Source organism: Alcaligenes sp. EGD-AK7 (assembly GCF_000465875.3).
GTDB classification, from domain to species: domain Bacteria; phylum Pseudomonadota; class Gammaproteobacteria; order Burkholderiales; family Burkholderiaceae_B; genus Alcaligenes; species Alcaligenes phenolicus.
This window is the reverse complement of record NZ_AVOG02000008.1, coordinates 18,411-38,899: the sequence shown is the minus strand read 5'-3', so window position 1 is coordinate 38,899 and position 20,489 is coordinate 18,411. Positions and strand designations below refer to the sequence as shown.

The following is a 20,489-nucleotide window of genomic DNA, read 5'->3' as shown; positions in this document are numbered from 1 at the left end:
CCTTTTAAGTAAAGAGAGTGCGGCCAGTGTCAGCGAGTCATGGCGCAACCGTTTTGGCGCCTGAGGGCGTTCGCTGTGCCAGCTCGGAGAAAAAGCGCGTCTCCAGCAGACTGGTTTGCAAAAGTGTCAGCAGGTCAGAGGGGTGTGGCAAGGAAAGCTGGGCCGCGCTGGCTGGCTCCTGAGGACCGATGCGTATGCTCAGCCCGCCTTTCTGGTTCACAAACTCAAAGGCGGCCTCATCGGTCAAGTCGTCGCCAATCATGACGGGCTTGCGGTCGGCGAACGCGGGCAGGCGTTGGGCCCGGGCCAGGGCTTGGCCTTTGTCAAAGCCGCTCATGCGCAGTTCGATGACACAATGTCCGCGGATCAGATCAAAGCCGGGATATTCCGAGCACAGCACGTGCAGTTCCGTGGCCAAGGCCTCGCCAACTTCAGGGCGTTGCCGAAAGTGCACAGCCACACCGTGCGATTTGCGCTCCATCCAAACCAGTGAGTAGGGGTGGATCAGGGCGGCGACAGAGCGGGACAGGCTGTGGTGCTCAGCCGGGTTGATCGGGATGTTCCAGCATTCCTGACCCTCGGCGTCATACATGGCTGCGCCGTGGCTGCTGATCATGGCAAGCGGAAGCTTGGTGCAGGCGATATGCAGGCTGTCATGGTCGCGGCCTGAAACCAGTGCCACCGCGCCGTCGCAGGCAGCGTGCAGATTCAGCAGCAGGCCGGCGGTGGACGGGGGAAGAAATACCTGGTCAGGCCGCGCAGCCAAGGGGACCAGGGTACCGTCCAGATCCAGAAACAAGGCGGTCTGATCCAAATGCAGAGCGTTATTCATATCAGCTTCCTGGGTAACCCGTGATGGGGAGCACGGTGCCGGTGATGTAGCTGGCGGTGATCGGGCTGGCCAGGTAGACATAGGCAGGCGCCAGTTCTTCCGGCTGGGCGGGGCGGCCAAAGACCGTATCGGCACCAAACTCGGGGATTTTTTCGGCCGGGGAGTCAGCGGGGTTCAAGGGGGTCCAGACGGGTCCGGGAGCGACCGCGTTTACACGTATACCTTTGGGCGCCAGGTTGGCCGCCAGGGAGTACGTGAAGGCAATAATGGCGCCCTTGGTGCTGGAGTAGTCCAGCAGATGAGCGGCCCCGCGCAAGGCTGTGACCGAGCTGGTATTGACGATGGCATCGCCCGCGTGAAGGTGCGGCAGGCAGGCCTGGGCCATGTAGATATAGCCATAGATATTGGTGTGGAAGGTTTCATTGAGCCGCTCCGGGGTCAGGTCCAGCAAGGATTGGGCATGTTCCTGAAAGCCGGCATTGTTGACCAGAATATTCAGGTGACCGAAGCGGTCAAGTACCTGCTCAATCGCTTGTCGGCAAAATTCAGGGTCTTTCACATCGCCGCGCAGTGTCAGGCATTGGCGGCCTTCGGCCTCGACGGCCAGACGAGTGCGTCCGGCATCTTCATCCTCGTGCAAATACACAATCGCCACATCGGCACCTTCTCGGGCATAGAGCACGGCAACGGCCCGGCCTATGCCCGAGTCCCCACCGGTAATCACGGCTACTTTTCCTTCCAGCTTGCCGCTGCCCTTGTAGCTGGAGGCTTCGTAGCGGGGGGCCGGGTCCAGATCACTTTCACACCCAGGCTTTTCCAGGTGTTGTTGCGGCAGGGGGGGAGTGGGGTAATCGCTGCCTGGGTGGCTCTTATCGTGCGTGACGGGCTCGTTCTGGCCGACCCCGTTCTTGTCCTTCTGGTCCTGCTGTTCTTGCAGGTGACGTTGCTCTTTCACTGTTTGACGCGTTGTCATGACGGCTCCTGAAATAGACAAGGAATGGGACAGGGCGCGGCGGCCCTGGTGGGTGCGCCGCGTCCAACTGGGGCTTGGTTAAGGCTTAGCGTCGCTGGTCCTGGGTGGCCTTGCCACCTTTGGCGCCGGCCTTGCGGGCCTCCTCGGAGTCGAACTCATGGGCCGTGCCCTTTTCATGGGCTGCCCGGCCACCCTTGGCACCGGCTTCACGGGCTTCTTCAGAAGTGAACTCGTGCGCCGTACCGCGTTCATGGGCTACACGGCCGCCTTTAGCGCCAGCCTCACGGGCCTCTTCCGGGGTGAACTCGTGCGCGGTGCCTTTTTCGTGCGAGGCACGCCCACCTTCAGCAGCAATCTCGCGCTGCTTTTTGTCGTCCATGGAGGCAAAGCCACGTTGATCTTTATGATCCTGTTTGTTGGTGTGCTGGGTCATATAACTCTCCTTGAGAAAGAACACCAATCACGTGATTGGTTATGACTGACCCAGCACAAAGCGTGCCTGACTGCCTGGGGGCGGGGCGCGGCACACAAGTTGCTGTATCTGGAGACATGGTTTTCAGGAGAGCAATCATGATGTCAATGACGTGGTGGATGTGGCTGCTGTTATTGCTGGGCGGCTGGGCGATACTGCTGCTGGTGCATTTTCTGGGTGGCAAGATTATTGAAAGACTGGCCTCGCCAGAGCACTTTCTGCGGTTTTTCAGCGAACGGATACGCTGGCCGTCGCGGCTGTTTTTTCTGGCCGTATTTTTGCGCATATGTATTCCGCTGGCCCCCATCTCGGCCAAGTGGCAGTCCTATCTGATCGTTGGGGACATGCTGGTGCTGATTATCTGCACGACCTGGATGCTGATGAGTGCAGTCGAATCTCTGTTCCAGCTTGTGGTGGTGCGTCACCCCTTGAATGTGTCCGACAATCTGCGTTCGCGTCAGATCTACACCCAGGCGCGTGTGCTGGCACGCAGTGTGCATTTCTTGCTGGTCTTGCTGGGCTTGTCCTTTGCTTTGATGGTTCTACCCGGCGCACGGCAACTGGGCACCAGCCTGCTGGCATCGGCCGGGGTAGCGGGGCTGGTAGCCGGTATTGCTGCCCGGCCGGTGCTGGGTAACTTTATTGCCGGTTTGCAGATCGCATTCACCCAGCCCATACGCATTGACGATGTGGTGATTGTGGAAGGGGAGTGGGGCCGGATAGAGGAAATCACGGCCACTTATGTGGTGGTACGTGTGTGGGACGAGCGCCGTCTGATCGTTCCCTTGCAATGGTTTGTAGAAACTGTCTTCCAGAACTGGACCCGTCGCAGCGCCTCTTTGCTGGGCACGGTATTTCTATGGGTGGACTACAAGGTTGAAATCCAGGGCTTGAACACGGCATTCAAGGACTTGTGCGAGTCCTCTGAATTGTGGGATGGGCGCGTTCAGGTGTTGCAGGTGACCGATACCAATGAGTGGGGGATGCAGTTGCGCTTTCTGGTCAGTGCTGCCGACTCGGGCCGTTTGTTCGACTTGCGCTGTTTGTTGCGCGAGCGCTTGGTGGCCTATCTGGGTCAGCACCAACCGGATGCATTTGTACGCGTCAGGATGCTGGAAGCTCAGCCAGAGGGTCATGGGCCTGATTCAAGCCCGAGCTGATGCCAAGATCATGCAGGAACTGTTCGCACCACTGCCTCAGGTCCTGCTGTCGCAGTTGCATCATTAAATGCTGGTGGCGTCGGCGTCGTTCCTCTAGCGACATGTTCAAGGCTTGATACAGGCTGCGGGCGGTGGCGTCCGCATCAAATGGGTTGACGGGCAGGTAGCCGCCTTGCAGGGATTGTGCCGCGCCCGTAAAGGTGGACAGAACCAGGACACCGGGGTCGGCGGGGTCCTGGGCAGCGATATATTCTTTGGCCACCAGATTCATTCCGTCACGCAAGGGTGCGATAAAACCGACGCGGGCGCGGCGCAACATGCGCATCAGCTGGCCGGCCGGAAAGGCGCGGTTCATGTACACCACCGGACTCCAGCCTGGCGTGGCAAATTGACCGTTAATCTGTCCGGCCAGACTTTCCAGCTCTTCACGCATGACTTGATAATCGTGAATATCGCCGCGGGTAGAAGGGGCGATTTGGACATACGTTGTTTGCCCGTGCAGCGTCGGGTAGCTGCGCAGCAGCGTATCCAGGGTGCGCAGCCGATAGGCCAGACCCTTGGTGTAATCCAGCCTGTCCACACTGATAATGGTGTCAGGCCCGTTGACTGGCTCGATTGGTGTGGCGCTGTCGGTCCATGAGGGGGCCTTGGCCAGAGCCTGAACCAGATCCACATCGATACTGATGGGATAGACGTCCGTGCTGACGGTACGGGCGCCTGACTCGCTCGTGCGCGGTGGCACTAATGTCTGGAGTGCGGCTGTCAGCGCATGATGGTCGCCACGGCTCTGGACGCCAATCTGGTCGTAATGGTGCAGCATGGGCAGCCATTGTTCATAGCGGGGAATGGAGCGCAGAATCTCCGGGCACGGAAAGGGGGTGTGAAAGAACAGGCCAATGGCCTGCTGCATTCCTTGCTCTCGGCAAAAATGGGCTAATGGCATCAGGTGGTAGTCATGGACCCAGATCAAGTCGTCCTCTTCGGCAATCTGGCGCAAATAAGCGGCAATTTGCCGGTTGATCTCCAGGTATTGCTGGAAGTGGTGGGTCTGGAAGTCCATCAGGTCCAGGCGGTAGTGAAAGGCGGGCCAAAGGCAGGTGTTCGCGTAACCGCAGTAAAACTGTTCGTATTGCTCCTGGGTGAAGGAGAAGGTGACGGCTTGGTAGCTGCCCCGATCTTCGGTACGCAGCGAACCCGGCTGTGAATCACATTGACCGTTCCACCCCAGCCAGATGCCCTGGGTCTGCGGGTGCTTTAACAATTGATCTACTGCGACGGCCAGCCCGCCTGTGCAAGGTTGATCGGAACTGGCCACGCGTACGGACACCACAATGATTTTGCTCATGCTGATTCTCGCTTTGTTTTATTAAGGGATCTTCGTTGGAGAATCAGCAAATTGCGTACCCGTTCAATTCAAGGGGTGCACATCCTGCCCGCTGACAGCACGCAGGCGTGCCCGTTGCAAACGTTCGCGGGCATTGGGAATACCCAGTTGCAGGCGGTACTTGGTGACGGTTCGTTTGGATAGCTCCACACTGTTCTGACGCAGCGCCTGATGCAAGTCGACATCGCTTAAAGGCTGACGTTCTGGTTCGCTGGCAATCAGCCGGCGTATCTGCTCCTTGACCAGGGCGGTGGAGCAACTGCCACCGAAATCAGTCTCCAGCTCGCCGGAGAAAAAATGCCTGAAGCTCAAGGTGCCAAAGGGAGTGCTCATGTACTTGTTGGCAGTCGCTCTGGAGATGGTGGATTGATGCAGATCCAGCTCCTTGGCCAGATCGCTGATGCGCAGGGGTTGCAAGCCTTGCTCACCTAGCTCGAAAAAAAGGATCTGGTGCCGGACGATGAATTCAGCGACACGGCACACCGTGCTGCGTCGCATCGCCAGACTCTCGGCCAGCCAGCGAGCCTGAGTCAGGGCGCTGTGCAAAGGGCGGTTCTGTTGCGTGCGTGCCTGTTGCTCCAGGGTGGCGGCATATTCTTGATGCACCTGAACGCGTGGCAGGCTGCGAGGGTCCGCGAGCACACGCCAATGCTTGCCATCGCGGTAGACGTGGACGTCTGGCGTAATGGCCTGGCGTAACGGCTCCAGATAAGCCAGACCGGGCTTGGGGTCCAGGCTTTGCAGTTCGCGCAGCGCCTGATGAAAGTCTGCATCGGACAGATTCAGGCGGCTCTGCACTTGTGACCACTCGCCTTGCGCCAGCGCGGGCAGCTCGGTAGCCACTAACTTGAGCAGTCTCTGTTTCAGAACCGGGTCTAGAGACTGACGCGCCTGGATCTGCAAGCGCAACGCGTCGGACAGGCAGTGGGCACCTGTACCGGGAACAGAAAGGGACTGGACCAGCGCCAGCGCGGTTTGCCATTCGGCAAGGGGGATGTGTTCGTAGCCGGTGGGGAGCAGGTCTTCAAAGTGATCGCGCAAGTATCCGTTGTCATCCAGGGCGTTCACGATCAGGGCACATAAGGCCTTGCAGCGCTCACTGGCGTGACTCAAACGTACATGCTCCAGGATCTGTTCGTCACGGCTGCGCGGAGCCGGGCTTATGTCGTGCTTATCGATCAGGTGAGCGCTTTGGCTGGACCCAGGATGGGACAGGCCCTCTCGTACGGGGGCGGCGGGTTCTGGAGCGGGTTCCAGTAGGGGATTGTCTTGCAGGCTGTCTTGTACCAGCGTTTGCAGCTCCTGCGCCGAGAGCTGCAGGATTTGTGCGGACTGTTGCAGTCGCTGCGAGAGGGTTTGCTGCATGTGCAGCTGCGGAACCATTTCCAGCTTCATGGTGGCGTCTCCTTGTGCTTGGTGATGCGAACCGACAGTTCTTCGGACACAGTTGCCGGGATGATCCGGGCCCTGTGCTATCTACATAGCAAGTTCCGTTCCTGCCCCAAGGTTGAAGGCGCGGGTACGGCCCTTGCTAGGACACCGTCAAGGCTTTGCTGGCCATGCGGATTGGCCTCAGGTCAGCAAAGATGTTCTGGCTTCAGGCAATGACTGACGTTTTTGGAGGTGTGCGATGCGAGTAAGACATCTGATGTGTTTGGCGCTGGCGGCGGGTCTGGTATTGGGTTTGAGTGTTCGCAGTGCTTCTGCCATTGAGCTGTTTTCTCCGGATAAAGGGTTTTTGAGAGATGCGGCACAATCGGGACATTTTGAAGTGACGGCTGCCAAGCTGGCTCTGGAGCGCAGCAACAACGATAGAGTGGTCGAATTTGCACAAATGATGATCGACGACCACGAGCAGCTGGCCAAGGAATTGCAGACGCTGGCACAGGCCCGCAAGGTGGAACTGCCCACCGAGCCCAGCCTGATGCAGCGCGGCAAGATCTCCATGCTAGAGGGCGCGGAGGGTGAACAGTTCGATGCGGACTATGCCAACGAAGCGGCAGTCAAAGCGCATGAGGACACCATCAAGCTCTTTGAGGACTACATCAAGGATGGCAAAGACAAGGAAGTCATGGGTTTTGCTCAGGACGCTTTGCCCATGCTGCAGCAACACTTGCGGCATGCTCATGCGCTGGCAGACTCCATGAAGCCTGCCGTGGCCCAGTAAGCTTTTGCCAAGCTTGCTCAGTTCCACACTGGGCAAGCATTTATTCCATGGGGTCGGCCTCCATATTGATTTCCACTTGATCGCTGTTGCTCATTACATAGCTGCGCAATACTGCATTGCGTAGCTGGCGTATATTGCCCGGCCAGTGATAGCGCTCGATCTCCTTCATGCTGGCCAGGCTCAGTGAGCGGTTCTGCTGATGCTCCTGGTTCAGCTGTTCTACCAAGTGCTTGGCGATCAGGACGGCATCGTTGCCGCGTTCACGCAGGGGGGGAATTTGAATCGGAAAGACCCCCAGGCGGTAATACAGATCTTCGCGCAGTTTCTTGTCCTCAATAGCGCGCATGGGCGTGCGATTGGTCGCAGCGATGATGCGGGCATCATGTTTGATCAACTTGTCGCCACCTACCTTCATGTATTCGCCATTTTCCAATGCGCGCAGCAGCTTGGTTTGGGCGTCTATGGGCATTTCGGTTATTTCGTCCAGGAACAGCGTGCCCTGGTCCGCCAGTTCAAAGTAGCCCTGCCGATTACGTTCGGCTCCGGTAAAGCTGCCTTTTTCGTGGCCGAACAGCTCGCTTTCGATCAGTTGTTCTGAAATGGCTGAACAGTTGATGGGTACATACGCCTGTTCCTTGCGAGCGCTGCAGCGGTGAATGGCCCGGGCCGCCAGTTCCTTGCCGGTGCCACTCTCGCCAATCAGCAGCACAGGCAGGTCGGTGCTGGCCACTTTGCTGATCTTTTCATAGAGTTTTTTCATGGGGGCGGAACAGCCTACAAACTCGCCAAAGTCATGATGCTGCTCGGCTTGAAAAGCACAGGCACCGTTTTGATACTTGGATTTTAATTGCTCCAGCAAGGTGCGCAATTGCGCCTGGTCTTGCCGGGTCGAGCCACTGTAGGCGTGCAAGGTATAGCTTTCCACCGCATCCAGTCCGATGCGACGGCTCAACTCCTGAGCCTGCAGGGCGCTGACACTGGGGCCAAACAGCAGGGCATCAGGAGTTTTCTGGTGATAACGGATCAGAACATCTTCTGGCGTATTTGCAGCGATGGCGGAAAAGTTCATCTGCCGCGCCAATGCCAAAAAAAGGCTTATAAAAGCTGAATCTGTCTCCAGCAATAATAGGTGGGGCATTTTTTCCTCTGGGATAGACAAAGTTAATTTGAGATCCGATGTCTTATCCTAATCAGGATAGAAAGGGCATTCGTTACCAGATATGGCAAGGACGAACCCGCTTATTTTCTGAAAATACCTTATGGCCGCGTCCCCATGCCTTGAGCTCTTATGGCGTTTTTTGTCGCCTGGTCATGTACGTATTCAACTTACACATCTGTTTACCTGTCAGCGACGGGCAGGTTTGCCTGCGCCTGGGGGGCACAAGGCAGCAGGTCAACCTCTGACCCAATCGCAGGTGGGGGTCAGGACTGAGCTGGAGGCGGCTGAGTCACATCAATCCATTGCGCGCGGGTCAGCTCGGCCAGGCGCTGCGGGGTGATGCGTACCGCAGAATTAATAGAGCCTGCTGCGGGCAAGACCGTGTCGTAGTCCTGCAAGGACAGATCGCAGTAAATCTCCAGCGGGGTAGCCAGACCAAAGGGGCAGACCCCGCCAACCGGGTGACCCGTCAAGGCTTCAGTGCTTTCCAGGTCCAGCATTTTTACGCGCGTACCGAAGGCGGTACGCAGCTTCTTGTTGTCCAGACGGGCATCACCTCGAGCGACCAGCAGTACTACTTTATCGCCCACTTTCAAGCTAAGCGTCTTGGCAATTTGTCCCGGCTCGACTTGGTGCACTTGCGCAGCCAGCACGACGGTGGCTGTGCTTTCGGTGGTTTCAATTACCTGAATATCGGCAGCGTGTTCGTTAAAAAACTGTTTGACGGAATCAAGACTCATGGCGGATCAGGACGGATTAGTGTGTTTTGTTAAACTTTTTTGCGAGTGCCTAGTCTTAGTCAAGTGCATGAGAGTGTCAACCAGAGCGCCGTGGCGCTGCAAAACAGGAATGTAATTGTGATTAAACCTTTATTGTTGACGGCCAGCCTGATGGCCTTCAGTTCCATGGCGTTGGCAGAGGGTCCCGCTATTACGATGTACCAGGATCCTAACTGTGGTTGTTGTGGGGGCTGGGCACAGCACATGCGCGATGAAGGCTTTGAGGTCAAAGAGGTCAAGGTCGTGAAGATTCAAGACGTGAAGCGGCTTTTGAGAGTGCCGGAGAACCTGGCGTCCTGCCACACCGCGATGATTGAAGAGACGGGGCAATTGATTGAAGGCCATGTGCCTGCCAAGGTCGTCAAACGCATGATGAATGATGGCAGTGTGCGTGGGGTGGCCGCGCCAGGCATGCCCGCCAATTCACCCGGCATGGGCCAGATGGACGGCAATTTGGTAACCGTGGACTTTAATGGACGTCCTTACTCGCGCGACTGAAGTCTGTAACGGGAAGGGTGGCATGCAGATACACGAAACTACATTGAGAAACTTGTAAGCTGCTGCCGCTCTTGTCATGATGATCGTTCATTGACTCTGTTTAGGAGGTTCTATCCATGCAGCCCCCAGTTAAAGCTTTTCTTGCTGCTACCGCAGTCGCATTTGGCATGTACAGCCCTTTTGCGATGGCCCAGGGCAATGCGGCTCCGGCCAACTCGGCAGCCCCTGCTGCCACCCAGATCGTTAAACCTACGGATTCTCAGCTGGAGCAATATGCGCGCACCTACAAGAAGGTCGCCCAAACTGCTTCGGAATATCAGCCGCGTCTGGATGCGGCCAAAAGTGATGCAGAGCGTCAGGCTATTGTTCAGGAAGCCGACCAGCGCCTGGTAGGCGTGGTCAGTGCCAATGGCATGGATCTGGCGGACTACAACGGCATCAGTCTGGCGATTCAGCAGGACCCGGCCTTGCGCCAGCGTGTTGAAGGGATGCTGAAATAAGGCTTGTTTGTGATCCTCGGGTTTGACAGAGCGCCGGGTGTCATTTTGTAGTGACCGTAGTGGGTAAATTTAAACCCTGGACGTAATCGTCCAGGGTTTTTTTTGGCGCCGTGCTGCCCTAAAGCTCGGCGCCCCCGGTAAAAAGCCCCTCGGAGGCACTAAGCCAAAGGCGCAGCGTGGGGGCTTGTTGTGTGGATCGCTTCAAGACGAAGCGTGCCCGCCAGAGCCGGCATGACTGCCTGCATTGAGACTGGAGCCTGACGCCAGGTTTACGGCTTCAAGCTCAGTCTCTGGGTGCCATTAGCAACGGGGATAGTTAAGCGCCCCGATCATTGCATTGAATTTCAATTGCAAGCTGCTGGCGTCATTTTTTATGGGGTTATTGATCTGCCAGCTGATCGAGCCTTCCTGAGGTACGTAATTGCCTTCAGAGGCATGCTGGATGACGCTTCTGCCCTGGGCCAGGAATTCATTCATTTTCGACATGATTCGTGGGCATCCTTGCGGCGTTTCTTCCTTGAATTTTTTATCCCAGTTACTGATCATCGCAGCTGCCTGGTCAAGACTTTCCTGGAAGGGGGGGATGCTCTCTTTTGCCCCCTGCTGCTCGAAAATAGCGTCGACTTTGTTCATGGCCTGCTTGCTGAACAGCACGGCACCCAAACGGTAATGCTCCATGGAGTCCTTGGGAGCTTTATCGAAAGAGGTCTGGATGTTTATCTCATCCTGTTTCTGAATGCCTTGGAGAAATGCAGCCTCTGCCTGTACGACTTCTGTCAGGGCGTTGACGAACGCCTCGTTATTGTCGGCTGCCTTTTTGCCGCCATCCGTCAGAAACTCTTTTGATTCGGCATAGTTGTTCAACTCGGAATTGAGAGGTGCCAGCTTGGTCAAGGAGTCGTCAAACTGCTTTGCTGGTCCATCTATTTCCGGCATGTTGGCTTCCAGTGCCAAGGCGGACTTCAGTTTTTCCTGGGTGTTCTTGATGCTTACCAGTGAAACAACGGAATAGTTATCCAGCTTCTTGCCCGAGCGCACGGCAGGCTCGTAGACGGTTTGATAATCGGAAAGCGCACGGTAGAAAGGCGTATGCAAGCTATTGGCAACTTCAACATAGGCATTGTATTTCTGGATAAAGCCTTGCTCGGATGAGACCGCTTGAGATGGTGCTTCTGTCGCTTCTTCGCTGTTGCAGCCCGCAATAGCGATGCAAAGGCCCAGCGTGGCGAAAACAGATATTTTTTTTAAATTCATGATGAAAGTGATTGATGCTTTTGATGCGTTGGCAATACGTTAAAACCCCTATCGGGCAGGACGCAATTTTATAGCTTCACCACTTCGTATTTTGTATCAAGCTAGGACCTTATGTTTCAGGAGCGCGTGCTACACGCGGCCGGGCGGGCTAGCAACAGTTGGCTATGCCCACCTTGCACAGGCCCGTCTCCATCTCTGGTTTTTGGCCTTGCTTAATCCATGTCCTGGAAATCTGGGCTTGCCCTGGGAATAGGTACACCGGCATCAATGCGTTTGGCCCATTCTTGTAGCGGTAGCGGTGGAGTCGGCTCCCAAATACGACGCAGAACGGGCTTTAGCAAAGCAATATTGTGGCCACTGGCCCAACGATACGGAATCACGGGCAACCAGGTGTCGTCTGCAATGCGTTCGGCTACGACAAAGCGGAAACTGTACTGGCCGGGGCCCAGGCTCATGCGTATATCACTGACCACCAGCAGGTCATCGATGATGTCGTAGCGCAGCCAATCGTCCGAAAACCAGCGCAGTTGCTCCAGCTGTTTCAAGGGGGGGAACAACTGGGTGTAGTCGCTATGAACGGGCAGGCACAGGGATTCGTATTGATGCCCCTTGGGTGCACGCAGCCGGTCCAGCAGGCCCACCATGACTTCGCATTCCCGGTCCTGTGTGTCGCGCACCAGTACACGCCAGAGCAGGATGTTCATGGGTTGGGCGGCGGAGTATACCCGCGTGATTTCCACCTGCTCTTGTTTGAGCTGTGCGGTCGCCTGTTGCTCGGCCCAGAACTTGGCACCTACCGAGGCTGCCAGATACAGGCTGCTCAAGAGCAAGGCCCAGTTGCAGGCCCGTATCGTTGCGGGTGCCGGTCCACGTATCAAGCCTATGATCGTGGCGATCAGTAAGGGCACGGTATAGAGCGGGTCAATAATGAAGATGCTGGACCAGGTTGCCGGGGTAGCGGCCAAAGGCCACAGCAATTGCGTTCCGTAACTGGTGAAGGCATCCAGAAGAGGGTGGGTAATCAGCGCCAGCCAGACCGCCATCCCCAGCCTCCCCGCAGAGGCACGTGCTTGTGGAAACAGCAGTCGCCATAAAAGGGTGATCAGGATGCCTGCCGCGCTCAACACAAATAAAGAGTGCGAGAAACCGCGATGACTGACCATGGAGGTAATCGGGTCCCCATATTGAATGAAGACATCCAGATCGGGCAGGGTGGCGATGATGGCACCGGACAGGATCGCCTTGCGGCCATACTGCCGCCCGAGGAGGGAGCCGCAGATGCTGGCACCGAGGACTGCTTGTGTTACGGAATCCATAGCTCTCGTGCAAAGTGAAACAGGGACCGGGGCCAGATGCGGCCTGACGGCTTTAGCGTTATGATTTTAAAGTTGAATCCCCGGCCCGCCCTATTTTTTTGACGGGCGTCAAAGGCCCAAGGGGTATCAGTCGCGTATAGTGTACGACGGCCTACGCTGTCCTACCGCCTGCGGGCTGCGCCACCGCTTCTATCCAGAGAATTCGTTTACCTATGTCTACCTACCTGATCGCGGCTTTATATAAGTTCGTGGAATTGCCCGATTTCGCACAAATGCGCGACCCCTTGTTTGCTTTTTGCGAGCAGCATGAAGTCAAAGGCACGCTGTTGCTGGCGCGCGAAGGGATTAACGGCACGATTGCCGGCCCTCAGGAGGGTATTCGTGCCGTCTTGGCATATCTGAACTCCGATCCACGTATTTCTGGCCTGGTGCATAAAGAATCCTATGCCGACAAGGCTCCGTTTTACCGCCTCAAGGTGAAGCTGAAAAAAGAGATCGTTACCCTGGGTGTACCGGATCTGAAAACCGCCGAAATGGTGGGCGAGTATGTTGCTCCCGAAGACTGGAATGCCCTGATCAGCGATCCGGACGTGGTGGTGGTGGATACCCGCAACGATTACGAAGTGGGTATTGGCACTTTTAACCGTGCCATCAACCCCAAGACCCAAAGCTTTACCGAGTTTCCTCAGTGGGTGGCCGAGCAGTCCAAGGAAGGCGGTGTCTTGCATGGCAAGCCCCGTGTGGCCATGTTCTGCACTGGCGGTATCCGCTGTGAAAAATCCACGGCCTTCATGCGCTCGCAGGGTTTTGATCAGGTTTACCACCTGCAAGGCGGCATTCTGAAATATCTGGAAGAGATTCCAGCAGCAGAAAGCCTGTGGGATGGTGACTGCTTTGTGTTCGACGAGCGCGTATCGGTGCGTCACGGTCTGGAACCCGGCGATTATGATTTCTGCCGTGCCTGTCGCATGCCTATCAGCGAAGAGGAAAAAGCCTCGCCCCAGTTCGAAGAAGGCGTCAGCTGTCCCTACTGCCACGGCCACAGTTCCCCCGAGCAGATCGAGCGTTTCCGTGAGCGTCAAAAGCAAGTGGCCTTGGCGCGCGAGCGTGAAGAGCGTCACATTGGCGTCAGCATGGACGAGTTGACCGAGCGCCGTGAGGCCGCCCGCCGCAAGGCGGAAGAGCAACGCCTGCTGGCTCAGCAAGGCAAGGACGCCTAGCCCTGATCGGGCCACTGTGTTACCTCTACTAGCTTGATTCTGGCGCTGCGTCGTTTATAGTCCGCCCTTCTGCTACAGAAGGGCGCTTTGCATAAACGCCAGCGCTTTAAGTCCGTGCCTGTGGCGCGGCTTTTTAACGGGATTGAGCATGTCCTTATCTGATCTGCCCATTTTGTATTCCTTTCGCCGTTGCCCCTATGCCATGCGGGCACGGCTGGCTATTGCGGCCAGCGGCGTAACTTGTCAGTTGCGTGAAGTCGTACTGCGCGACAAACCCGAGGCCCTGCGCCTGGCCTCTCCCAAAGCCACCGTCCCGGTGCTGGTCTTGCCCGATGGCAAGGTTATTGATGAAAGCCTGGACATCATGCGTTGGGCTTTGGCGATTCAAGATCCCAAGCAGTATTTGCAGCCTGAGCAGGGCGATGTCGAGCAAATGCTGGCCCTGATTGCGGCCAATGACGGGCCTTTCAAGCGGCATCTGGATTGCTATAAATACCCGGATCGCCATACCGAGGATGAACAATTCACGGATGCCGCCAGTTTTTCGGCCCTGCATAGAGCCCAAGCCAGTGAATTATTGATGGGCCTGAATGCCCGCATCGAACAGCAGGGCTACCTGATGGGACAGCGTCCTTGTCTGGCAGATTTGGCGATTGCCCCCTTTGTGCGGCAATTCGCACAAGTGAACAGGGACTGGTTTGATGCGCAGCCTTGGACGGACTTGTCGACCTGGTTGCTGAACTTTCAGTCCAGCCCTTTGTTCCTGAGCATCATGGATAAATACCCTGCCTGGACGCCAGACAGCGAGATTGTGCGGTTTCCTTCTGTCTGACTGAGTCGCTAACGACCTGCCCAAAGCAATACGAGCGGGAGCAGCTTGGCAAGAACAAGCAGACAAGCAAAAGGCCGGTTCTCAATTGAAAACCGGCCTTTCTTTTTCAAGTGCCCGAATCAGGCTGCAACAGTCGCGCGCGGCTCGCTGGCCTCTTGTGCGGGAATCTCCATGTCACCGCGCTGATGCAAGGTGACGCTGGTATCCAGCGGTGGCAGCTCGCCATTCATGGCGCTGTTGAGTTGATCGGTATCCAGTTCGCCTTCCCAGCGGGCAACCACAATGGTGGCAACCGCATTGCCCACCAGATTGGTCAGCGCACGGCATTCGGACATGAAGCGGTCAATCCCCAGGATCAGAGTCATGCCAGCGATAGGTACCGAAGGCACCACGGACAGGGTAGCCGCCAAGGTAATGAAACCGGCCCCCGTTACACCCGCCGCGCCTTTGGAGCTGAGCATGGCAACCAGCAATAGCAGAACCTGCTGCTGCAAGGTCAGTGGAATATCACAAGCCTGGGCGATGAACAGGGCCGCCATGGTCATGTAGATATTGGTGCCGTCCAGGTTGAAGGAGTAGCCGGTAGGTACAACCAGGCCGACAACCGACTTGGCACACCCGGCGCGTTCCATCTTCTGCATCAAGGTAGGCAAAGCCGCTTCCGAGGAGCTGGTACCCAGCACCAGCAGCAGTTCTTCACGAATGTAGCGGATCAGCTTGGTGATGGAAAAGCCGTTGTAGCGGGCCACGGCACCCAGAATGATCAGCACAAAAAGCACGGAGGTGACGTAGAAAGTCACCACCAGCAGCGCCAGGCTGGACACGGATTCAATCCCGTATTTACCGATGGTGAAAGAGATGGCACCGAAGGCCCCGATGGGAGCGGCTTTCATCAGGATGGCAACCAGCTTGAAAACAGGCGTCATCAAGGCTTGCAGCAGTTTCAGCACGGGTTTGCCGTGATCGCCCACAGCGGCCAGGGCAATACCAAACAGCACGGCCACAAACAGCACCTGCAGAATGTCGCCGCCGGTAAAGGGGCTGATCAGGGTGGCGGGGATGATGTTCATCAAAAAGCCCGTCAGCGTGCTGTCATGGGCTTGCTGCACGTAACCCTGGATAGAGCTGGGGTCCAGGGTGCTGGGGTCAATGTTCATGCCATGGCCGGGCTGCACGATATTGCTGACCACCAAGCCTACAATCAGGGCCAGCGTGGAGAAAGTCAGAAAGTAAATCATGGCCTTGCCCACCACACGGCCCACTTTTTGCAGGTCTGTCATGGCGGCAATGCCGGTGGCTACCGTCAGGAAAATGACGGGCGCAATAATCATTTTGACCAGCTTGATGAAGGCATCGCCCAAAGGTTTCATGCTCTCGCCCAGCGAGGGGTAAAAATGGCCCAGCAAAATCCCGATAGTGATGGCGATGATGACCTGTACGTACAAAATTCGATACCACTTGATTTTGACGATCTGCGGTACCGAACGGTCTCCTGTGCTTATATCCATCATGATGTCGTCTCCGTGACTTGATGTAGCCGACCTGGCAGTCAGCTGGTGGCCTGCTTGGAATTGTGTGTGGGCAGGCGGTTTAAGCTCGCCGGGATCCTTGTCCCGGCCCATAAGCTCATGACTAAAGCAACATCCGTGCCAATCTGTTCGCCGGCAGAAAACCAGTAAATAAGCGGCTTGCGGACAGGAGACTTCCCCGCTATCTGCTTATGTGTGCGAAAATCCGCACAGCTATTACTAATTTTTGGCGATATTTCGCACAGGTTTCATGAACTCCATTCCGGTTTCTTCGAGCATGCGGCGGCGCTTCAGGCTCGAATGGTTGCTGCTGCTGAGCTTGGCCGTCGTGCTGGGGCTGTTTGCCTTCTGGCGTTCGGCCGATTTGGGCACGGCTCGTTTGCTGACACAAAGCGAACAGCGGCTTGATTCCTTGATGCGCGGTAATGCCGGCTGGATCAGGACTATCCGAGACAAATTTCGTACCCTGTCCTTTGCGCTGGCCCAGGACGAGGCTCTGCGCCAATACCTGATGGGCAATCCTGCCTATGGTGATGCCGAGGCTTTGAATCGCAAGTTCCAGCAATTGGCCGAAGATACGGGCGCTCCTGTTCTGTACCTGCTGGATATTCGTTCGCAGACGCTGGTGTCCAGTAACTGGCAGGAGCCCGACAGCTTCGTGGGCAATCACTACGGTTTCCGCCCTTACTTCACCAAAGCCCTGGAGCAGGGGCATGCGGAATACTTTGCCTTGGGGACTGCCAGCGGCAAGGCGGGTTTGTACATTTCACGCATGGTGCAAGATCAGGACGGCAAGCCGGTTGGTGTGGTCGTCATCAAGCTGGTATTCGATCTGCTGGAAAAAGAATGGGAAGGTTATGGCGATCGCATGTTTGTAAGCGATCCCAATGGCGTGATCTTGCTAAGCGGTGAACCGGACTGGCGTTTGCATAGTCTGGATCAAGCCGCGCCCGAGCAACTGGTCAAGCTGCGGGCCAGTCAGCAGTTTGGTAATGAGCCCTTGGAGTCAGTGGGCTTGAATATGTCGGATTCCGGCGAACGGGCCTCCTTCTGGACATTGGGGCAGGAGCGCTTTTTGCATGTGCAGCAGCCTGTCGCAGGCAGTGATTGGGTTTTGCACGCGATGGCTCCCATGGATGCTGCATTGCAGACCCAGGCCTTTCAATCCCGTCTGACGGTGATGGGGTTGTTATGTGCAGCGCTGGTACTGACGGCCTTGGCCCTGCAACGCAATCAACAGCGCCGGGAAGCACAGGCGCGTCAGGAGCTACTGCGTGATGCGCTGGAAGAAGCGGTAGAGTCCCGGACCGCTCAGTTGCAGGTGGCGCGTCGTCGCCTGGAGCAGGAGATGCAGGCCCTGCAAGAAGCCCGTACGCGTGCGCGTGATCTGCGTGAGCAGTTGGAGCAGGCCGAGAAGCTGTCCTTTCTGGGGCAGGTGACGGCCGGGGTGGCTCACGAGATCAACCAGCCTGTCGCGGCGATTGAAGTCTATGCGGACAACACTTTGCGCTTGCTGGATCAGGGCCAGACGGAAACGGCACGGCAGAACCTGTCCCGCATCCAGACGCTGACCCAACGCATTGGCAGTATTACCTCCCAACTGTGTCATTACGCCCGCAAGCCCCAGGAACAGGAAGGCCCGGTACGGGTTCGTTCGGCTGTGGATAGCGCCTGGCAATTGCTGGAGCACAGGGCGCGGGCCCAAGGTGTGGGCCTGGAACTGGAGGGCGTGAGCGAGTCTGTGCGTGTATGGGCCTTGCCGGTACGTCTGGAGCAGGTTCTGGTGAATTTACTGCGTAATGCGCTCGATGCTCTGGATGGGAGCCGTCAAGGGCGTATCCGTATAGAAGTCATGAGCGAGCAGCAGCATGTGCGCATTGTTGTTTCCGACAACGGCCCCGGCCTGAGCCCGGAAATCCGCCAGCGTCTGTTTACGCCCTTTAGCTCCAGCCGCCGTCAAGGTGTGGGCTTGGGGCTGGTGATCTCGCACGATATTGTGGCGGCCTTGGGTGGCCGTTTGGAAGAAGGGCCTTCGCGCCTGGGTGGCGCCACGTTCCATATAGTGCTGCGCAATGCCGATAGCGAGCTGGGCCAGGGAGAGAGATAAGAATGGAAGTCGCGTTTGTTGATGATGATGCGGACTTGCGTGCCGCCGTGGTGCAAAGTCTGGAACTGGCGGGCCTGAAAGTAGTGGCCTGTGCCAGCGGGCAGGAGGCCTTGAGCCGCTTGCCCAAGGATTATTCCGGCGTGGTGGTGACGGATATTCGCATGCCGGGCATGGACGGGCTGGCGCTGATGCAGGCCTTGCATGCTCGCGATCCCGAGCAGCCCGTCGTGCTGATTACCGGCCACGGCGATATTGATATGGCCGTGCAGGCCATGCACGATGGCGCCTTTGACTTTCTGACCAAGCCTTATCAGGCCGAACGCCTGCTGACGGTAATACGTCATGCCACCATGCAGCGCAGTTTGGTGCTGCAAAACCGTGCCTTGCGCGAGGAATTGGACGAGGACGGCCAAGGCCCGGCGCTCCTGGGTAATTCCGAGGTCATGGTCAATTTACGCACTACCTTGCGGCATCTGGCCCAGTCCGATGTGGATGTGCTGGTGGAAGGGGAAACCGGCACGGGCAAGGAAGTGGTGGCCATGTTGCTGCACCGCTGGAGCGCCCGAGCACAGCATCGTTTTGTGGCACTGAACTGTGGTGCCTTGCCTGAAACCATTATTGAAAGCGAGCTGTTCGGTCACGAAGCCGGGGCATTCACGGGCGCGCAGCGCAGACGTGTAGGCAGTGTTGAACATGCACACCGTGGCACGCTGTTTCTGGATGAAATCGAAAGCATGCCCATGATTGCGCAGGTGCGCTTGCTGCGTGTGCTGGAAACCCGTTGCGTAACTCCTTTGGGTTCCAACGAAGAGCACCCGGTAGATATCCGCGTCGTTGCCGCCAGCAAGGTGGATTTGTCCGACCCCGCCCAGCGTGCGAACTTCCGCGCCGATTTGTATTACCGACTCAACGTGGTCACCTTGCGACTGCCGCCTTTGCGGGAGCGCAAGGAGGATATTCCCATGCTGTTCGCCCACTTTGCGGCGCTGGCTGCCAAGAAGTACGGCATGCCGCAAAAGATGCCCGATGCGCGCAGTCTGGCCTATATGCAGTCACATCACTGGCCGGGCAATGTGCGCGAGCTGGCACACTTTGCGCAACGTGAAGTGCTGGGGGTGCAGCACCCGGAGATCAAGGAGCTGGAAAACGAGGACTTGAGCCTGCCCGCCCGCATGGAGCAGTTCGAGTCGCAGCAGATACGTCAGGCGCTGGCACGCCATCGTGGTGATATCAAGGCGACCTTGCAGGATCTGCGTATCCCGCGCAAAACCTTTTACGACAAGTTGCAGCGGCATGGCATTTTGCGTAGCGACTTTGTGGAAGAGGGGGCGCAGGGTGATTGATTCGCTAGACCCTTACAGGCTTTTCTACCCTGTCTGATTTGGGCAGGCTCTGTTCGGGTTGTACTCCTGGAGGCAAACGGCAGCTTGCCTATGCCTTGTCTAGACGTCCCTGAGCAATAAAAATAGCGGCCTTGGCCGCTATTTTTTTACATCAAGGCGTGGGGCCTTACTCCTGCATACCCGGAACGATGCAGTTAAAACCGGCGTCAACATGCGTGATCTCGCCTGTGATACCGCTGGCCAATTCGGACATCAGGAAGGAGGCCACATTGCCCACTTCTTCAATGGTGACGTTGCGCTGCAAGGGAGCGTGCGTCTCTACGAATTTCAGAATGGTGGAGAAGTCCTTGATGCCGCTGGCAGCCAGGGTCTTGATAGGACCGGCCGAGATGGCGTTGGCACGAATGCCGTACTCGCCCAGCGCCACCGCCAGGTAACGCACCGAGGCTTCCAACGCAGCTTTGGCCACGCCCATGGTGTTGTAGTTGGGAATGGCTTTTTCAGCGCCCAGGTAGGTCAGGGTCAGCACCGAGCTCTTGCGGCCTTTGAGCAAGGGCAGGGCAGCCTTGGCCAGTGCGGGAAAGCTGTAGGCGGAAATGTCATGAGCGACGCGGAACGATTCGCGCGACAGGCCGTCCAGGAAGTTGCCGGCAATGGCTTCACGGGGTGCAAAACCGATGGAGTGCACCAAACCGTCCAGACCGTCCCAGCGCTCGCCCAGCGAGGCCATGGCCTGTTCGATCTGATCGTCTTCAGACACATCACAGGGCAGCACGATATCCGTGCCCAGTTCTTTGGCAAAGCCTTCAACACGTTCTTTAAAACGCTCGCCCACATAGGTCAGGGCAATATCAGCACCTTGTTGGCGACATGCTTGCGCAATCCCGTAAGCAATAGAGCGATTCGAGAGGACGCCTGTGACCAGGATGCGTTTTCCTTGCAGGAAACCCATGCTGAAAATCCT

At 57.0% G+C, this 20,489-nt stretch carries 19 protein-coding genes; 8 read left to right on the top strand and 11 right to left on the bottom strand.

All coding sequences use genetic code 11. From position 1 onward, the window contains the following. Positions 1-37: 37 nt before the first annotated feature. The 3 genes from otsB to N879_RS08130 form a co-directional block, all read right to left on the bottom strand. Positions 38-832 carry a trehalose-phosphatase gene (gene otsB / locus N879_RS08140; protein WP_022983322.1) on the bottom strand — a complete coding sequence of 265 codons (795 nt, stop codon included), beginning with the start codon at positions 830-832 and terminating at the stop codon, positions 38-40. A gap of 1 nt (position 833) precedes the next feature. Further along, complete coding sequence (locus N879_RS08135) at positions 834-1,805, bottom strand: SDR family oxidoreductase (RefSeq protein ID WP_022983321.1); 972 nt, start codon at positions 1,803-1,805, stop codon at positions 834-836. Between the two features lie 85 nt (positions 1,806-1,890). Continuing rightward, positions 1,891-2,238 carry a KGG domain-containing protein gene (locus tag N879_RS08130; RefSeq protein WP_009460783.1) on the bottom strand — a complete coding sequence of 116 codons (348 nt, stop codon included), beginning with the start codon at positions 2,236-2,238 and terminating at the stop codon, positions 1,891-1,893. 137 nt (positions 2,239-2,375) lie between these two features. Here N879_RS08130 and N879_RS08125 point away from each other — a divergent pair, with 137 nt between their 5' ends. After that, complete coding sequence (locus N879_RS08125) at positions 2,376-3,437, top strand: mechanosensitive ion channel family protein (RefSeq protein ID WP_039942255.1); 1,062 nt, start codon at positions 2,376-2,378, stop codon at positions 3,435-3,437. Here the strand turns inward: N879_RS08125 and N879_RS08120 are convergent. Together N879_RS08120 and rpoN are read right to left on the bottom strand one after the other, a co-directional pair. Then, positions 3,382-4,782: an alpha,alpha-trehalose-phosphate synthase (UDP-forming) gene (locus N879_RS08120; RefSeq protein ID WP_009460787.1), complete on the bottom strand. Its 1,401-nt coding sequence runs from the start codon at positions 4,780-4,782 to the stop codon at positions 3,382-3,384. The genes N879_RS08125 and N879_RS08120 overlap by 56 nt on opposite strands. 63 nt (positions 4,783-4,845) lie before the next feature. Then, positions 4,846-6,216 (bottom strand): RNA polymerase factor sigma-54, encoded by a 1,371-nt coding sequence (rpoN, locus tag N879_RS08115; RefSeq protein WP_022983319.1) that lies wholly within the window; start codon positions 6,214-6,216, stop codon positions 4,846-4,848. A 235-nt stretch (positions 6,217-6,451) separates the two neighbouring features. On the opposite strand from rpoN, the gene N879_RS08110 reads away from it, so the two are divergent. Beyond that, positions 6,452-6,988: a DUF4142 domain-containing protein gene (locus N879_RS08110; RefSeq protein WP_031232544.1), complete on the top strand. Its 537-nt coding sequence runs from the start codon at positions 6,452-6,454 to the stop codon at positions 6,986-6,988. Between the two features lie 40 nt (positions 6,989-7,028). Here the strand turns inward: N879_RS08110 and N879_RS08105 are convergent, their stop codons facing one another. After that, entirely contained in the window at positions 7,029-8,057 is a 1,029-nt protein-coding gene (locus N879_RS08105) for a sigma-54 interaction domain-containing protein (protein ID WP_022983318.1), read from the bottom strand. 353 nt (positions 8,058-8,410) lie between these two features. Continuing rightward, on the bottom strand, positions 8,411-8,887 hold the full coding sequence (locus N879_RS08100; protein ID WP_009460799.1) for a YbaK/EbsC family protein: 477 nt from the start codon (positions 8,885-8,887) through the stop codon (positions 8,411-8,413). 117 nt (positions 8,888-9,004) lie between these two features. Here N879_RS08100 and N879_RS08095 point away from each other — a divergent pair, with 117 nt between their 5' ends. Further along, positions 9,005-9,424: a DUF411 domain-containing protein gene (locus N879_RS08095; RefSeq protein ID WP_009460801.1), complete on the top strand. Its 420-nt coding sequence runs from the start codon at positions 9,005-9,007 to the stop codon at positions 9,422-9,424. 116 nt (positions 9,425-9,540) lie between these two features. Further along, on the top strand, positions 9,541-9,924 hold the full coding sequence (locus N879_RS08090) for a DUF4168 domain-containing protein (RefSeq protein WP_022983317.1): 384 nt from the start codon (positions 9,541-9,543) through the stop codon (positions 9,922-9,924). A 300-nt stretch (positions 9,925-10,224) separates the two neighbouring features. Here N879_RS08090 and N879_RS08085 read toward each other — a convergent pair whose 3' ends face one another. Both N879_RS08085 and N879_RS08080 read right to left on the bottom strand, forming a co-directional pair. Continuing rightward, a complete protein-coding gene (locus N879_RS08085; RefSeq protein WP_009460805.1) occupies positions 10,225-11,178 on the bottom strand; it encodes a DUF3829 domain-containing protein in 954 nt (317 codons plus the stop codon). Between the two features lie 212 nt (positions 11,179-11,390). Then, positions 11,391-12,494 (bottom strand): metal-dependent hydrolase, encoded by a 1,104-nt coding sequence (locus tag N879_RS08080; protein ID WP_009460807.1) that lies wholly within the window; start codon positions 12,492-12,494, stop codon positions 11,391-11,393. A 212-nt stretch (positions 12,495-12,706) separates the two neighbouring features. On the opposite strand from N879_RS08080, the gene trhO reads away from it, so the two are divergent. After that, positions 12,707-13,714 carry an oxygen-dependent tRNA uridine(34) hydroxylase TrhO gene (gene trhO, locus N879_RS08075; RefSeq protein WP_022983316.1) on the top strand — a complete coding sequence of 336 codons (1,008 nt, stop codon included), beginning with the start codon at positions 12,707-12,709 and terminating at the stop codon, positions 13,712-13,714. Positions 13,715-13,862: 148 nt separating this feature from the next. Then, a complete protein-coding gene (locus N879_RS08070) occupies positions 13,863-14,546 on the top strand; it encodes a glutathione S-transferase (protein ID WP_009460811.1) in 684 nt (227 codons plus the stop codon). Positions 14,547-14,665: 119 nt separating this feature from the next. Here the strand turns inward: N879_RS08070 and N879_RS08065 are convergent, their stop codons facing one another. Beyond that, the gene (locus N879_RS08065; RefSeq protein WP_009460813.1) at positions 14,666-16,057 is read right to left on the bottom strand and encodes a dicarboxylate/amino acid:cation symporter; all 1,392 of its coding nucleotides are present in this window, start codon (positions 16,055-16,057) and stop codon (positions 14,666-14,668) included. A 268-nt stretch (positions 16,058-16,325) separates the two neighbouring features. Between N879_RS08065 and N879_RS08060 the strand changes: the two genes are divergently transcribed. Next, positions 16,326-18,182, top strand: coding sequence for a sensor histidine kinase (locus N879_RS08060; RefSeq protein ID WP_128831681.1), 1,857 nt, complete (start codon positions 16,326-16,328; stop codon positions 18,180-18,182). A 2-nt stretch (positions 18,183-18,184) separates the two neighbouring features. Continuing rightward, positions 18,185-19,525, top strand: a complete 1,341-nt coding sequence (locus tag N879_RS08055) for a sigma-54-dependent transcriptional regulator (RefSeq protein ID WP_009460817.1) — start codon at positions 18,185-18,187, stop codon at positions 19,523-19,525. Between the two features lie 166 nt (positions 19,526-19,691). On the opposite strand, the gene fabI is transcribed toward N879_RS08055, so the two are convergent. Next, positions 19,692-20,477 carry an enoyl-ACP reductase FabI gene (fabI, locus tag N879_RS08050; protein ID WP_009460819.1) on the bottom strand — a complete coding sequence of 262 codons (786 nt, stop codon included), beginning with the start codon at positions 20,475-20,477 and terminating at the stop codon, positions 19,692-19,694. Positions 20,478-20,489: the final 12 nt, after the last annotated feature.